The organism is Martelella sp. HB161492, from assembly GCF_013184775.1.
Taxonomy (GTDB): domain Bacteria; phylum Pseudomonadota; class Alphaproteobacteria; order Rhizobiales; family Rhizobiaceae; genus Martelella.
This window is the reverse complement of record NZ_JAATVV010000012.1, coordinates 130655-143992: the sequence shown is the minus strand read 5'-3', so window position 1 is coordinate 143992 and position 13338 is coordinate 130655. Positions and strand designations below refer to the sequence as shown.

Below are 13338 nucleotides of genomic sequence, written 5' to 3'. Positions count from 1 at the left end.
CCAGACGCATTCTCCGTCATGTTTTGCCGCTCTGAGCGGCCAGCCGCTTTGCTGGCGGTTGACGTGTGATCACGGCTAAATCGGTGAGAGGCCGCAGCAAGCGGCGAAACCGATTGAGAGTGCCCCATGAATACGTTGTCCCGCGGAACCGAAGCCTGGCAGGTCATGGACCGTGCCCACTATCTGCATCCCTTCACCGATCACAAGGCGTTGCGCCAGGCCGGCGCTCGCGTGGCGGTGAAAGCAGAGGGCATTTATGTGACCGATAGTGACGGCAACCGCATGATTGACGGGCTGTCCGGGCTTGGCAATGTCTGCCTTGGCTATGGCCGGCCGGAACTCGTCATCGCCGCCGCGCAGCAGATGACCGAACTGTCCTATTGCCAGTCCTTCTTCAACACGACCCATCAAAGCGCCGTTCTGCTGGCCGAAAAGCTGACCGGCATGCTGCCCGAGGGGCTGAACCATGTCTTCTTCCAGTGTTCGGGATCGGAGGCAAACGAAACGGCAATTCGCGCTGTCCGGCGGTTCTGGGATCTGGAAGGACGGCCGGACAAGCGGCTGATCATTGCCCGCGAGGCTGCCTATCACGGCTCAACGCACATGGCCGCAAGTCTCTCGGGCCTGACGCCGATGCATGGTGCCGGCGGCGATCTGCCGCTTGGCAATGTCCATCGGGTGAAGACCGCCTATCCCTACCGCAATGCCCCGGAAGGCATGGAGGCTGAGGCCTTTGGCGTTCTCGCTGCGTCCTGGCTGGAAGACAAGATTCTGGAACTCGGCGCCGATAATGTCGCCGCCTTCATCGCCGAACCGGCACAAAGCGCCGGCGGCGCCATCTGCCCGCCGATGCATTACTGGCCGGAAATCCAGCGCATCTGCAAGAAATACGATGTGCTGCTGCTGGTCGATGAGGTCGTCTGCGGTTTCGGGCGCACCGGACAATGGTTTGGCTGCGATTATTACGGCATCAAGCCGGATTTCATCCAGCTCGGCAAGGCGATTACCTCGGGCTATATGCCGCTGTCAGCCTCAGTCATGGGCGACCGGGTTGCTGACACGCTGATCGAAAAGGGCGGTGAATGGGCCCATGGCTATACCTATTCCGGCCATCCGGTGAGCTGTGCTGTGGCGCTTGAAAATATCCGCATTCTCGAAGAGGAAAAGCTGGTCGAACGGGCAGGGCAGGTGCTTGCTCCCCTCTTTGCTGCTGGGCTTCAGGCTTTTGCCGACCACCCGCTGATCGGCGATGTCCGCGTTGTCGGTCTGATGGGCGGGCTTGAAATCGTCGCAGACAAGAAAACGAAGGAGGCTTTTCCGGAGGCCGCGAAGATCGGTGAATATTGCAGCCAGGAAGCGGCCCGGCGTGGCCTTGCCTTCAGGGCCAACGGCGATACGATGAGCCTGATGCCGCCGCTGATCATCACGGAAAACGAGCTTGAGACCGTCTTCGCCATCGCCCGCGAGGCGCTCGATGCGACGGCGAAGGCGTTCGGGGTTCTCTGATGATGCGGTCGCGTTCCTTCTATATCGATGGCGCCTTCGTGGCGCCGCTTTCCGATGAAACCGGCGCGGTCGTCAATCCGGCGACAGAGGAGGTCGTCGAAACGGTTGCCTATGGCAATGCCGCCGATGTCGACCGCGCCGTTGCTGCCGCCCGCGCCGCCTTCCCGGTCTTTGCCGCAACGCCGAGGGCTGCGCGGGTGGCGCTTCTGCGACGGATCGCCGATCTCCTCGAGGCGCGCCAGGAGGCGCTGATGGCAGCCGTCACCATGGAAATGGGCTCGCCGCGCTGGCTGTCACGGGTGATGCAGACCGGTTCCAGCGTGATCTATTTTCGCGAGGCTGCCCGGGTGCTGGAGGAGCACGATTTCGAGCGCCAGCCGCAGACAACGCTTGCCACGACGAAGATCGTGCATGAGCCGATCGGTGTCTGCGGGCTGATCACGCCATGGAACTGGCCGCTGAACCAGATCGTCACCAAGCTCGCGCCGGCACTTGCCGCCGGTTGCACCGTGGTGCTGAAACCGAGCGAGATCGCGCCACTGAGTGCGCTGATGCTGGCGGAGATCCTGCACGAGGCTGGCGTACCGAAGGGCGTCTTCAACCTTGTCAACGGAACGGGGCCCGTGGTCGGGCATGCCATCGCCGCGCATCATGATATCGACATGGTGTCGTTTACCGGCTCGACCCGGGCCGGTGTCGCCGTGGCGATGGCCGCAGCACCGACGGTCAAGCGCGTGCATCAGGAACTCGGCGGCAAATCGGCTAATGTCATCCTGCCGGATGCCGACCTCGATCTCGCTGTCAGCGACGGTGTGGCGCGCTGTTTCATCAATTCCGGCCAGTCCTGCATCGCCCCAAGCCGCATGCTGGTGCATGAGAGCCAGCTGGAACAGGTGCTGGAAATGGCCGAAGCCGAGGCGCAGAAATACCGCGTCGGTGACCCGACGCTTGACGAGACGACAACCGGTCCGGTCAGCGGCATTGCCCAGTTTGACAAGATTGATGCGATGATTGCCCGCGGCGTTGAAGACGGCGCGCGGCTTGTTGCCGGCGGGCCGGGTCGGCCGGACGGTTTGAACCGCGGCTATTATGTGCGCCCCACCATCTTTGCCGATGTGACACCGGATATGGCGATCGCCCGCGAGGAGATTTTCGGGCCGGTCCTGTCGGTCATGACCTACCGGGATGAGGATGAGGCGGTTGCGATTGCCAACGGCACCGCCTATGGACTGGCGGCCTATGTCTATAGCCGCGATCAGGACCATGCCAATGCGATTGCCGGCAAGCTCAGGGCCGGCCGGGTCTTCATCAACAACCCGGACTTCGATTTCAATGCGCCCTTTGGCGGTTATGGCCAGTCGGGCAATGGCCGTGAGCTTGGAGAATTCGGCATGCTCGATTTCATGGAAGTGAAGTCGATCCTCGGTTTCAGGCCCGCCTGACTGATCAGTTGATCCGCTGCCAGCCTGCCGTCTTGCAGATGATCCGTCCGAGCAGGCAGCCCCGCGTTGTCATGCTGTCGTCCGAGGCGCTGATGCTCACGTCGATATGGTAGTTGAGCTTGCGCCGCACGTCGTGGGCCGAGCCTGCGTATTTTTCATCATCGACCGGCGCGACGTCCATCACCAGCATGTCGCCGACCCTTTCGCGCGCGGTGCCGGGCCTGACCCAGATATTGGTGGCGCAAAGCCCGCCATCACATGGTTTGACCTCGACATGCGCCTTGCCGTCATCGCGGGCCCAGGTGCCGGCCATGGCCTCGTTTGCGGTTTCTGCCTGGCCTGAACCGGCCGTGGTGATCAGGGCGAATGCTGCTGCAAGGAATTTCATGGCCGTCGCCTCCTGTGTTCGAACATGCGCTTTAGCTGTTCAAACGTTGAAAGTCGGCCGGCGGTTTGCCCCGGTCCTGCAAAAAAAAACCGGGGCACGGGGCCGCGTCAGTCGAGGCCGATCTCGGCGATCCATTGCTCGATCGTGTCGCCGCTCGACATTTTCGGTGCAATCAGCCCGTCGATCATGAAGGTGGGCGAGACGTGGATGCCGTTCTGGCGGGCATATTTCGCATGCCATTTGATTTCGGTCTCAAGGCCCTGCTGATCGAAGGCAGCCTTCAGCGGCACGCCGGAATAGGACTCGATCCGGGCGATGATGTCGTTCGGCGTAGCATCCATGTTCGGGCCGCGGGCGTGGCCTTCAAATTCAAATTCCATCCGGTGGTCGCCGACAGCGGCAAAGACCTTTTTCGCCATTTCACGGCCATCCGGCAGGGTGGATGCGGCAATGATGCAGCGGGTGATGACACCGGAAAACATGTGCCAGGGCTGTGATTGCAGCCGCAGTTTCACCGTCAACCGGCCTTCGCCGGCCGCCTCCAGCAAGGCATCCAGCTTGCTGAAGGTCTTGACGCAGAAGGGGCAGGTTGGCTCCAGGAAGATCTCGAGAACGCGTGGCCCGTGGCCAAATGTCAGCGGTTCTGCTTTCCAGGGCGTTGTCGTCATGATGGGATCCTTTTGTCAGTCGCACGTTTTGCTGGCGTTTGTGAGGGGCCGGGCGAATTTTTCGTGGTCTTTCGTTGAAGTCAAGCACGATAGCTGTACGAGACTGCGGGTTATCTTGATTTTGCATTGGCGTTGCAACTTGAAGAATAGGCCGTTCCCGGCCATACTCGGTCGTAATAGACGCACAAAAATCCGGAGGCCCGTTCCGCGCGGGCATGAGGAGCACAAAGTGCGCATCAGGGGAATGAGTATGACAGGCAAGGCAATTCGCTGTGTGCTTGTTGCGTTAGCGCTTGCTTTGGGCATGTCTGCCCGGATGGTGCCGGCGCAGGCAGACACGCTTTCCGATATCAAGGCTCAGGGCACGATCCGCATTGCCGTGCCGGAGGATTTTCCGCCCTTTGGTACGAAGGATCCAAGCGGGACACTGATTGGCTATGATATCGATGTTGCACACATCGTCGCCGATGATCTTGCCGTCGATCTGGAGCTGGTGCCAGTCGCCAGCAGTGACCGGATCGATGCCCTTGTCGATAAGCGTGTCGATCTCGTGATTTCCTCACTGGGCAAGACGGCGGAGCGAAGCCGGAAGATTGATTTTTCCCATGCCTATGCCCCCTTTTACAGCGGCGTTTTTGCGCCGGGCGATGTCAAGATCACCGATCCGTCGGATCTTTCCGGCAAGACTGTCGGGGTGACGCGCGGTTCGCTTGAGGAAACGGCGCTGGAAAAGATCGCCCCGGCCGGGGCCACAATCATGCAATACGATGACAATGGCGGCACGATCAGCGCCTTTCTGTCCGGCTCTGTTGATGCGATTGCAACCGGCAATATCATTGCCGCGACCATTATGGAGACCGGGCTTCTGCGCCGGCCGGAACCAAAATTCCTGATCAGCAATTCGCCTTGTTTCGTCGGTGTTGGCAAGGGAGAGCCGGCCCTGCTGAAGGCGGTCAACAGCAGCATCGACAAGGCGCTGAAATCCGGTGCGCTCAACGCCATTGCCTTGCGCTGGCTGCATGTGCCGCTGCCTTCGAAACTTTAGCGCATCGGCTCGAAAATCGGAATCGGTTTTCGAAATGAACGATGCGTAGTTTCAACAAGATAGAGCGCCGCGGGCCTGCCGGTCTCAAAGCTCGCTCTTCTCCCGACCCAGGCACATAATGAGCTGACTACAGTCCGAATATGGCGGGCCACCAGCCGAGCCCGACAAACAGGCTTCCGGCAATGCCGGGCAGAAGCGGCAGGATGCGACGCAGGGGGGAAACCTGCTGTCGCTCGAGAATGCGATAGCCGAGCCATATGCTCCAGATGAGCCCCGTCAGGAACAGCCCGCCACGGATGGCACCGGCACCAGCTTCGCCGAGGCCGGTATAGCGCAAGGGGTCGAGCAGTTCTGCGCCGAGGCCGATGATCAGGCTCATCAGCGCGACCGGGGCATATTGATAGCCAAGTTCGGTGAAGAGCTGGCTAAAGCCGGCATCCGCCCCGGCGCGGCGTGACAGCCAGGCACTTGTGCAGGTCAGTGTGGCCAGAACCGCCGTCAGCACCGCCATCACCGCCAGCATGAAGCCGACAATCATCAGAAAGTCGAGCCAGCGGAACACTTCCGCGCGCGCGGGGTGCACGCTCATCAGGAAAGCCGGCCCGACCTCGGTGACCCATGTCCAGTGATGGCGGATCGCGAACACGCCGAAAGCCTGGCGCCATTGCTGATATTGCGGCAGCACGAGCCAGAGGAAACCACCAAGGGCAACGCCAGTATCCATGAACAGGAACCAGGCTTCGGCGCGGTTGGCGCGGTGGTCGCGGATGTCCTCGATCTCGCGACCGGGACGGCGGATGTCGAGGCGGACGCTGCCGGCAGCATTGGGATGGACGCAGCGAAAGCACTCGATGCAATGGCGGCTTTCTGCCTTGCGGGGCAGGTCGATCATGGTCGGGCAGGCACCCTTTTGTGTGTAGGCATCGCCGCCGGGCAGCCTGATCTTGGGCGTGAACTGCACCGCACCGAGGCGCGAATACAGGCCGAGGACGCGCCCGATCGGACAAAGATGCCGGCACCATACCCGTTTCTTGCGGCCGTAAAGGCCACCAATCGCAATCGCCAGCAGCATGGTGCCGCCAAACAGGCCGGCTGCGGCCTCCGGGTGGTCGCGGACGCCAATGGTCTGGCCGTAGAGCGTCATGATGATGAAGCTCAGGGCCGGCGTTCCCTCCCACCTGATCCAGGCCGGGATCTTTGCCTGAAACCCGAAGCGGTTGGCAAGTTCCGAAGCTGCGCCCATCGGGCACAATATGCCGCACCAGGCGCGTCCGAAGACGATGACAGACAGAAAGACCAGCGGGAACCAGATCCCCCAGAGAAGATATTGCAGTGCAAGCGTCCAGTCTGAGAGCGGCGTCGTCTCCGGTTTCGGTTCCGGCAGGAAAAGCGGCGCGCCGAGCACAATGAGGAATACGACAAACATCAAGGCCTGAATCCAGCCGAAATGACTGCGCCAGCCTACGGCCAAGCCTTCCAAGCGCTCAAGCCAGAGCGGACGCGGGGGGAGGGCCGCGTCGACCGGCGGTTTCCTCACTGCGCGTCTCGGCTCGGGCAGGAAGTCCCGGTGATGATATATCTCTGTCATTTCAAGACTTTCGGCTGTCGGTCTCTACTTTTGGCAAGCAACGGTGCCGGTCGTGTCTTCAAGACGTTATGAAAACTAAATCAGGATAAACATTCTCATGTTTAGCACAGCGCACCAGTAAATGATTTGACAACCATCAAGTGTCGTGTCGGATATTTAAAACTTTCTTTATTGACTCCAGATTTCTTCGGGTGAAACATTTACTGCATCGACGTCATCAACCAGGAAACGCCAATGCACCGCAATATGTTGTTCCGGACCGTACTGCTGTCCTCCGCATTCACCGCCGCATCCGTTCTTTTCGCGGGCTCCGCTTCAGCGCTTGAATATCCAATCGGCGAGCCGCAGGAGGCTGGCGGCATGGAAGTCGCTGCCGTTTACCTGCAGCCGATCGCGATGGAGCCGCCCGGCATGATGCGCGCTGCCGAAGACAGCGACGTGCATCTGGAGGCTGATATTCATGCGGCACGGGATAATGAAAACGGCTTCGCCACCGGAGACTGGATGCCCTATCTGGTCATAAGCTACACTTTGACCAAGGATGGCGCGACGGTTTCCTCCGGGCCGCTGATGCCGATGGTTGCCTCTGACGGGCCGCATTACGGCGACAATGTCAAGCTGGATGGACCCGGCGAATATCATCTGGTCTTTGCCATTGCGCCGCCGGATGGCATGGCCTTTGGCCGTCACGTGGATGAGGAAACCGGCGTGGCGCCCTGGTTTGCGCCGTTCGAGACGACCTATGATTTTGTCTATACCGGGGTGGGCAAGAAGGGTGGCTACTGATCGTCTGCATCATAGGGGCCGGTTCCTCGGCAGCGGCCTTGTCGCTGCCGGCCTGGCAATTGCTGTTGCTGGATATTCAGGCCCGGCTGCAAGCGCCGATGATCCTGTTTTCACGATCACCTTTGATGACGGGGTTGTTGCCCCGCAGCGTCTCGAAGTCCCGGCTGAGACCCGGTTCGAGATCCAGCTGATCAATAACGGGGCCACGCCAGCGGAATTTGAGAGCATTCCGCTGCGCAAGGAAAAGGTGATCGGGCCGGGGGTCACGACCTTCATCGTGATCAAGTATCTCGATCCCGGCGAATATGCCTTCTTTGATGATTTCCACCCTGATGCCGCACCGGCCGTGCTCGTCGCGGTCGAACCGGAGGACTGACATGTTTGCATCCATTGCCTTTGTTGTCTGGCGTGAAAGCGTCGAGGCACTGCTGGTGATCGGAATTCTCGATGCCTGGCTGGTCAGTCAGCAGCTCGCGTCGCGGCAGCCGCGCCTTTATCTGTGGGCTGGTGTTGGCGCGGGTATCATCGTCGCCGGGCTGCTGGCGGCAGTGCTTCTCGTGCTGGGGGACGGTCTTTCGGACGATGCCCAGACCATCTACCAGACCGTGATCGTCCTTGTCGCTGCCGGATTGATCCTGCAGATGGTGTTCTGGATGCGCAGTCATGCCCGTTCCATGCGGCACGATCTGGAGACGTCGCTTGAAGGTGCTGTTGCCGCCAGGCGCTGGTGGGGCGTGTTCCTGCTGGCGCTGGTGGCCGTGGCGCGCGAAGGCAGCGAAACGGTTGTCTTTCTCTACGGCATCCTCTCCGCCGGCGTGCTGGGATCGGTTTTTTCGGGTATCCTTGCCGGGCTTTGCGGACTTGTGCTCGCCATTTTCACCTATGGTCTTCTGATGGCCGGCAGCCGGATCATTTCCTGGCGGGTGTTTTTCCGCGTCACAGAGATCCTGCTTCTGTTTCTCGCCTGCGGCCTGTTGATGACCGGCGTCGATGGTCTGATCGATCTCGGCTTGCTGCCGCGTCTGTCACGGAGCCTGTGGAACAGCAATGCGCTGCTGTCGGATGGCACATCGGCCGGCGGTTTCTTTGCCGCGATGACGGGCTACCGTGCCCGGCCAAATCTGATGGAACTGCTTGCCTTCTGCGCCTATTGGTTCGTTGTCATCGCACTTGTCTACCGTCCGCGCCGGCGGACTGCGATCGCCGGATAATCCTCTGAAGACGAGAGCAACAGGAGGCTGGCGCAGCAATGCGCCAGCCTTTTCGTGCGCCGTTCAATGCTGTGCCTGTCGAAAGAAGGCATGGAGGTGCTCGGCACGGCTGGTGCGGGACGGCGGCATCGCCTATAAAGCTGATAAACGCCAATTGATTTGGTCCTAAAGACATTTCCTGAATTTTGGGGGGCGGCATTGAAGGATATTCTCGTTCGCAACATCGTACCGATCGGCGGGATCCTGCTGTCGGCGGGCGCAATCTCGATTGGGTGGTACTGGGTTCTGATCCTGACCATCCCGGTCATCAGCCTGGCGGCCTATGACCTGTTTCAATCGCAGTGGACCATTACGCGCAATTATCCCGTGGCGGGGCGCATTCGCTGGGGCGCGCTCAAGCTCAGACCCTTTATCCGCGCCTATGCGGTGGAAGATGATACGCATGGTACGCCCTATTCCTATGCCGCCCGCCAGCTGATCAAGACCCGCGCCAATGGCGAACCCGATACGATCCCCTTCGGGACCGAGCGCGATACCTATGAAGAACCGCATCACTGGGTGTGTCATTCGATGAACCCGGAACCGGAGCCGGAACAATCGCCGCGTGTCCTGGTGGGCAATGAGCAGTGTTCCAAGCCCTATTTCGCATCCGTTCTCAATATTTCAGCGATGAGTTTCGGTTCGCTTTCTGCCAATGCGATCCGGGCGCTGAACATCGGCGCGCGTATGGGCGGCTTCTATCATGATACCGGCGAAGGTGGTGTCAGCCGCTATCATCTCGAACATGGTGGCGATCTCGTATGGGAAATCGGTTCCGGCTATTTCGGCGCACGCGACAAGGATGGCAAATTCGATCCCGCGATGTTTGCGGACAAGGCCAAGAATGACCAGGTCCGCATGACCGAGATCAAGCTGTCGCAGGGCGCCAAGCCCGGCCATGGCGGCATGCTTCTGGCGGCCAAGGTGACGCAGGAAATTGCGTCCGTGCGCGGTGTTCCCGCGCATGAGAACTGTCTGTCGCCACGCTCGCATTCGGCGTTTTCCACGCCGGCGCAGCTGCTGGAATTTGCGGCAAAGATGCGTGATCTTTCCGGCGGTAAACCGGTTGGCATGAAGTTCTGTGTCGGGCAGCCGCATGAACCCTTTGCGCTGGTCAAGGCGATGCACACGACCGGCATCTATCCCGATTTCATCGTTATCGATGGCGCCGAGGGCGGGACCGGCGCTGCGCCGCTGGAGCTTGCCGACTGGGTTGGCATGCCGCTCTGGGACGGGCTGCTTCTGATGCGTAACGCTCTTGTTGGCGGCGGCGTGAAGAAACATGTGCGTCTGGCGGCCAGTGGCAAGGTGTTCTCCGGCATGGGTATTGCGCATAATCTGGCGCTTGGCGCTGACTGGTGCAACGCTGCCCGCGCCTTCATGATGTCTGTCGGCTGCATTCAGGCGCAGCGCTGCCATGAGGGAACCTGCCCGACCGGTGTAGCAACGCAGGACAAGTGGCGCCAGCGCGCGCTGGTGCCGGAAGAGCAGGGGCGTCACGCGGCCCGCTTCCACAAGAAAACCCTTGAGGCGCTGGCCGATATCGTCGCGGCCGCCGGCTTCAAGCATCCTCAGGACCTGCAACCGCATCACCTGATGCATCGGGTCGGTTCGTCCGGAACGATCTCGCTCGACAAGCTGCATCCATTTCTGCCGGAAAATATCCTGCTGGAAGATCCGGACAGCACGATTTACGGCGACTGGTGGCGGGCGGCGAGTTCAGACAGCTTCCGCCCGGTCGAGGACCTCGTCAGCATCCGCGCCAGCGTTCAGGCATAATCGACACCGCATTGGGGGTGACGCCGCTGGCGCTGCACCCGGATCAAAAAAACGCGTTTCGGACGGTGCGTTCATCGAGCATGTCATGGCGCATTTTGGCGTCCGAACGGAAGGAAGGCACACGGGCCCGGCGAAGCGCATTCGCCGGGCATTTTGTTGCAACCCATGATATGAACGAAAATCTCGTTCTGATAAACCAAAGCGATTGACATATATCAGATACAACCAGAATAGTGGGGTCTGCGGCCACGCGATGTCGTGAGCAGGCCTAACAGGGGAGGCTGCCGCAAAACCAAGCGCGTAGAGCACAAAGGAGAATAATAATGGCAATGCGACGCGAAATTGGCCTGACTGGCCTGACATTTGTCGCTGTGGGCGGCGTTCTGGGATCCGGATGGTTGTTTGCACCGCTCGATACGGCGCAGATGGCCGGCCCCGCCTCCTTGATCTCGTGGTTGATCGGTGCGGTTGCAATGCTGCTGATCGCTTTGACCTATGCCGAGATTGCGACCCTCTTTCCGATTGCCGGTGGTCTGGCCCGTATTCCGCAATTCTCGCATGGGCGGCTTCTGGCGCTGGCCATGGGGTGGAGCGCCTGGGTGGGCTACTGCACCACGGCGCCGATCGAGGTGAAGGCCTCGCTCGGTTATGCATCATCCTACCTTCCGTGGCTCACCGATGCTTCCGGCAACCTGACGGTGGAAGGCATGCTGGCGGCGGCGGCATTTCTGGCGGTGCTGACCGTCGTCAACCTGTTTGGTGTCACCTGGTTTGCCCGGCTGAACACGAGCTTGACCTGGTTCAAGCTGATCGTGCCGCTGATTTTCATCGTCGTCTTGATTGCTTCACGCTTTGAGAAGGGCAACTTCGCCGATGCGGCGGCTGGCGGGTTTGCGCCCTTTGGTACGGCCGGGATTTTCTCCGCCGTTGCCACCGGCGGCGTGGTCTTTGCCTTTATCGGCTTCCGCCATGCCATCGATCTGGCGGGGGAAGTTCGCAATTCCCAGCGCGTCATTCCGCTGGCTCTGATCCTTTCGGTGCTGATCTGCCTGTTCGTCTATATCGGCCTGCAGATTGCCTTTATCGGCGCGCAGAGCCCGGCCGATATTTCCGGTGGCTGGGCCAAGCTTGAGGCCGCGCACCATCTCGGGCCTTTGGGCGCTCTGGCAACCTCGCTCGGCATTTTGTGGATGGTGAGCCTCCTGAATGTTGCCGCGATCATCTCGCCTGCCGGCAGTGGTCTGGTTTCGACCAGTTCCAATGCGCGACTGGCACTGGCCATGTCGAACAACGGCGTCTTTCCGCGTCTGATCGCCAGGCTGAATGTCTTCGGCGTGCCCGCCTGGGCGCTGCTGCTCAACTATGTGATCGCGCTGGCCATGCTGATTTTGCTGCCCTTCAACGCGATTCTGGCATTGAATGGCTCCGCCGTCGTGCTGTCCTTCATTGCCGGGCCTGTCTCCATGGTGGCGTTCCGCATGCTGGTGCCAGAGGCGCATCGTCCGTTCCGTGTTCCGGCTGTCAAGACGCTCGGCGGTGCGGCTTTCGTCATTGCCACGCTGATGATCTACTGGTCCGGATGGAGCACAATGTGGCTGCTCGATCTGCTTCTGGCTGTCGGTGCTGCATTGTTCTTCCTTCGCCTCGCCTTCATCGGACGTGAGGATCTGGAGCCGCAAAGTGCGATCTGGTTCGGCATCTATATGGTCGGCTTGACAGTGCTGTCCTATTTCGGCGGCTATGGCGGCGGCATCGGTGTTGTGCCGCATCCGCTCGACAGCACTATTGCCGGCGTCTTTGGGCTCGTGATGTTTTTCATGGCGGTGAAGGGGCGGATCACGCAGGACGTGTTCAACCGTTTCATCCATGAGCAGAAGGTCTATGAGCGAGAGGAATATGGCCGCGCTGATGTTGAAAACCAGATAGTCGGGCGCCGTTGACGGATGCGCTCTCCGGCGGCGGCCCGAATTGATCTTTTGGCCGCCGCCGGAACAAGGCTTCCCCTTAAGACGTTTTATCCTTCCACACGTAATCGATGCGGACATGCCGCCTGAAGGGAGGACTCTATGACCGGAAAACAGATCGTCAGTCAGGCTTGCCTGCTGATCACCGCGATTTTCCTCCTGTCGGCTTTTGCGCTTCCTGACGATCCGCCCATTCCGCAGCGGCGGCCCGCGCCGGAGACCGTCTCGCCACCAGCTGCCGCTGCAGACGATGCGGCGGTGACGCCGGAAGATACGCCGCCAGTGCCGGATGCGCGGGCGGACAATCCGCCGGAAAAGGCTTCGGAAACCGCCAAATCCGCAGCGCCGCCAGCCGAAGATCCTCAAGCCTATGCGGCCTGTCTCGCCGCTCTGTCGGCGCTTGGTGCCATCTTCGATGAGGCCGAACCGATCCGTGATGACGGCGGGTGTGGTATCGCCAGGCCGATTGTCCTGAAACAGGTGGCGCGCGGCATTGCCTTCAAGCCGGAAGGGCCGATGCGTTGCAAGACGGCACTGGCGCTGGCCGACTGGGCCCGCGGCTTTGTTGATCCGGCAGCCCGTGCAGCCTTCGGTCCGTCAGTGCAGCTGACCACGATCAATCAGGCTTCGACCTATGCCTGCCGCAGTCGCAACAGTGTGGCCGGTGCCAAGATTTCCGAGCACGCCAAGGGCAATGCGGTGGATATCCGATCGCTCGAATTCTCCGATGGCAGCGAGGTCATCATGAAACCGCGCAAAACCGACAGCGCCCTGATTGGCGCCTTTCAGCGCACGACGAGCGCGTCAGCTTGTCTCTATTTTTCGACGGTGCTCTCGCCCGGCAGCGATGCGACCCATCAGGATCACATGCATCTGGATGTGATGCCGCGAAAAGGCGGCTATCGCTATTGCCGCTGACAGC

At 60.6% G+C, this 13338-nt stretch carries 12 protein-coding genes; 9 read left to right on the top strand and 3 right to left on the bottom strand.

The features are described from left to right. Window positions 1-126 precede the first annotated feature (126 nt). The gene (locus HCK86_RS19050; protein WP_176086066.1) at window positions 127-1506 is read left to right on the top strand and encodes an aminotransferase; all 1380 of its coding nucleotides are present in this window, start codon (window positions 127-129) and stop codon (window positions 1504-1506) included. Continuing rightward, window positions 1506-2948 carry an aldehyde dehydrogenase family protein gene (locus tag HCK86_RS19045; RefSeq protein ID WP_176086065.1) on the top strand — a complete coding sequence of 481 codons (1443 nt, stop codon included), beginning with the start codon at window positions 1506-1508 and terminating at the stop codon, window positions 2946-2948. Before HCK86_RS19050 ends, HCK86_RS19045 begins: the two co-directional genes overlap by 1 nt. A 4-nt stretch (window positions 2949-2952) precedes the next feature. Here HCK86_RS19045 and HCK86_RS19040 read toward each other — a convergent pair whose 3' ends face one another. Next, window positions 2953-3336: a DUF2147 domain-containing protein gene (locus HCK86_RS19040; RefSeq protein ID WP_246739676.1), complete on the bottom strand. Its 384-nt coding sequence runs from the start codon at window positions 3334-3336 to the stop codon at window positions 2953-2955. 107 nt (window positions 3337-3443) lie between these two features. After that, a complete protein-coding gene (locus HCK86_RS19035) occupies window positions 3444-4004 on the bottom strand; it encodes a thioredoxin domain-containing protein (RefSeq protein WP_176086064.1) in 561 nt (186 codons plus the stop codon). 250 nt (window positions 4005-4254) lie between these two features. On the opposite strand from HCK86_RS19035, the gene HCK86_RS19030 reads away from it, so the two are divergent. Continuing rightward, window positions 4255-5049, top strand: coding sequence for a transporter substrate-binding domain-containing protein (locus HCK86_RS19030; RefSeq protein WP_176086063.1), 795 nt, complete (start codon window positions 4255-4257; stop codon window positions 5047-5049). 127 nt (window positions 5050-5176) lie between these two features. Here HCK86_RS19030 and HCK86_RS19025 read toward each other — a convergent pair whose 3' ends face one another. Then, a complete protein-coding gene (locus tag HCK86_RS19025; RefSeq protein WP_210259960.1) occupies window positions 5177-6475 on the bottom strand; it encodes a 4Fe-4S binding protein in 1299 nt (432 codons plus the stop codon). Between the two features lie 396 nt (window positions 6476-6871). Between HCK86_RS19025 and HCK86_RS19020 the strand changes: the two genes are divergently transcribed. From HCK86_RS19020 to HCK86_RS18995, 6 genes are all read left to right on the top strand, one after another. Continuing rightward, window positions 6872-7423 (top strand): iron transporter, encoded by a 552-nt coding sequence (locus HCK86_RS19020; protein ID WP_246739675.1) that lies wholly within the window; start codon window positions 6872-6874, stop codon window positions 7421-7423. A gap of 52 nt (window positions 7424-7475) precedes the next feature. Then, window positions 7476-7799 carry a cupredoxin domain-containing protein gene (locus HCK86_RS19015; RefSeq protein ID WP_246739680.1) on the top strand — a complete coding sequence of 108 codons (324 nt, stop codon included), beginning with the start codon at window positions 7476-7478 and terminating at the stop codon, window positions 7797-7799. Between the two features lies 1 nt (window position 7800). After that, window positions 7801-8634 (top strand): FTR1 family protein, encoded by an 834-nt coding sequence (locus tag HCK86_RS19010; RefSeq protein WP_176086060.1) that lies wholly within the window; start codon window positions 7801-7803, stop codon window positions 8632-8634. Between the two features lie 198 nt (window positions 8635-8832). Beyond that, window positions 8833-10452 carry an FMN-binding glutamate synthase family protein gene (locus HCK86_RS19005; RefSeq protein ID WP_176086059.1) on the top strand — a complete coding sequence of 540 codons (1620 nt, stop codon included), beginning with the start codon at window positions 8833-8835 and terminating at the stop codon, window positions 10450-10452. A gap of 323 nt (window positions 10453-10775) precedes the next feature. After that, entirely contained in the window at window positions 10776-12392 is a 1617-nt protein-coding gene (locus tag HCK86_RS19000) for an APC family permease (RefSeq protein WP_176086058.1), read from the top strand. Between the two features lie 126 nt (window positions 12393-12518). Continuing rightward, complete coding sequence (locus HCK86_RS18995) at window positions 12519-13334, top strand: extensin family protein (protein ID WP_176086057.1); 816 nt, start codon at window positions 12519-12521, stop codon at window positions 13332-13334. Window positions 13335-13338: the final 4 nt, after the last annotated feature.

Coding starts and splice junctions, on each gene's coding strand:
- HCK86_RS19050 (WP_176086066.1), top strand. CDS start 127: ATGAATACGTTGTCCCGCGGAACCGAAGCCTGGCAGGTCATGGACCGT.
- HCK86_RS19045 (WP_176086065.1), top strand. CDS start 1,506: ATGATGCGGTCGCGTTCCTTCTATATCGATGGCGCCTTCGTGGCGCCG.
- HCK86_RS19040 (WP_246739676.1), bottom strand. CDS start 3,336: ATGAAATTCCTTGCAGCAGCATTCGCCCTGATCACCACGGCCGGTTCA.
- HCK86_RS19035 (WP_176086064.1), bottom strand. CDS start 4,004: ATGACGACAACGCCCTGGAAAGCAGAACCGCTGACATTTGGCCACGGG.
- HCK86_RS19030 (WP_176086063.1), top strand. CDS start 4,255: ATGACAGGCAAGGCAATTCGCTGTGTGCTTGTTGCGTTAGCGCTTGCT.
- HCK86_RS19025 (WP_210259960.1), bottom strand. CDS start 6,475: ATGTTTGTCGTATTCCTCATTGTGCTCGGCGCGCCGCTTTTCCTGCCG.
- HCK86_RS19020 (WP_246739675.1), top strand. CDS start 6,872: ATGCACCGCAATATGTTGTTCCGGACCGTACTGCTGTCCTCCGCATTC.
- HCK86_RS19010 (WP_176086060.1), top strand. CDS start 7,801: ATGTTTGCATCCATTGCCTTTGTTGTCTGGCGTGAAAGCGTCGAGGCA.
- HCK86_RS19000 (WP_176086058.1), top strand. CDS start 10,776: ATGGCAATGCGACGCGAAATTGGCCTGACTGGCCTGACATTTGTCGCT.
- HCK86_RS18995 (WP_176086057.1), top strand. CDS start 12,519: ATGACCGGAAAACAGATCGTCAGTCAGGCTTGCCTGCTGATCACCGCG.